At 59.6% G+C, this 1,154-nt stretch carries 2 protein-coding genes; one reads left to right on the top strand and one right to left on the bottom strand.

The window, feature by feature from the left end; genetic code table 11:
* On the bottom strand, window positions 1-329 hold a 329-nt coding region (locus ACFPWW_RS13190), incomplete at its 3' end, for a transposase (protein WP_377311994.1).
* Between the two features lie 147 nt (window positions 330-476).
* Between ACFPWW_RS13190 and ACFPWW_RS13185 the strand changes: the two genes are divergently transcribed.
* Window positions 477-1,034: a GNAT family N-acetyltransferase gene (locus ACFPWW_RS13185; protein ID WP_112702797.1), complete on the top strand. Its 558-nt coding sequence runs from the start codon at window positions 477-479 to the stop codon at window positions 1,032-1,034.
* Window positions 1,035-1,154 lie beyond the last annotated feature (120 nt).

The following is a 1,154-nucleotide window of genomic DNA, read 5'->3' as shown; positions in this document are numbered from 1 at the left end:
CGGAAGTCGGCAACCGTCTTGAAGTCGGGGACAAGGCGCCGCATCAGCCACATGGCCTCGACGTTGCGGCGGCATTCCCGTTCCAGCCGACGCGACGAGCGCACCTCGTTGAAATAGCCGTAGATATAGAGCTTCAAAAGATCGCGCGGATCGTAAGACGGTCGCCCAATCGACGGCGCAACCGCACGCTGGAAACCAAGTTCGGCCATGTTCAGCCGATCGACAAAGGCATCGATCACGCGCACAGCCGCATCCGCGGCAACATAATCCTCAATCCGATCAGGCAGCAAACATGCCTGACCTCGATCCGTTCCTGAAACATAACCCATGAAAATGGCCGCATCGTTTCCAATGCGGCCAGACTAACTGATTTGGCGGACTTATCACACAGGCTGCGAAGCCGCCTTTTTTGTTGCGGGCTGTTCGCCGGAATGCTTCAACGGGACGCTTCCTTCAACCGTGCCGATCGATCCGAAATGCTCCCTCTCCTGCGCGATACCCTTCCTTCCGATCTCCCCGCAATTACCGAGATCTACCGGGAATCCGTGCTGAACGGCACATCGAGTTACGAGATCGTCCCGCCGACCGAAACGGAAATGGCGGCCCGCTACTCCGCCATTCGCGAACAGGGCTATCCCTATATCGTCGCCACAGCCGAGGACGGAACGCTGCTCGGTTATGCCTACGCATCGGCATTCCGCACCCGTCCGGCCTATCGCTGGCTGGTGGAGGATTCGATCTATCTGGGTACAGGCGCGCGCGGCAAGGGCATCGGCAAACTGCTGCTTGGGGAGCTGATTTCGCGCTGCACGGTCTCCGGCTTCCGTCAGATGACCGCGGTTATCGGCGGCGCGAGCCCGGCCTCGATCGCGCTTCACCGGTCGCTGGGTTTCGAGGAGATCGGCCTGATGAAAGGTGCCGGCTACAAGCACGGCCGCTGGCTGGATACGATGCTGATGCAGCGCAGACTTGGCGAAGGAACGGAAACCCATCCCGATCCGGAAGCCTATCCGGGCACGCTGTTCAAAGGCTAGGACCGATCGACATTCAAGCCATCCACATCATTGCGGCGGCGAGATGGACGAAGCCTTGGAAGTGAATGGTTCTGCGTTCGTAGCGCGTTGCGAAACGGCGAAAGTGCTTCATGCAGCCGA

Source organism: Rhizobium sp. GCM10022189 (assembly GCF_042656325.1).
Taxonomy (GTDB): Bacteria; Pseudomonadota; Alphaproteobacteria; order Rhizobiales; family Rhizobiaceae; genus Rhizobium.
The sequence above is the reverse complement of the archived record's forward strand: the minus strand, read 5'-3'. Positions and strand labels throughout refer to the sequence as shown.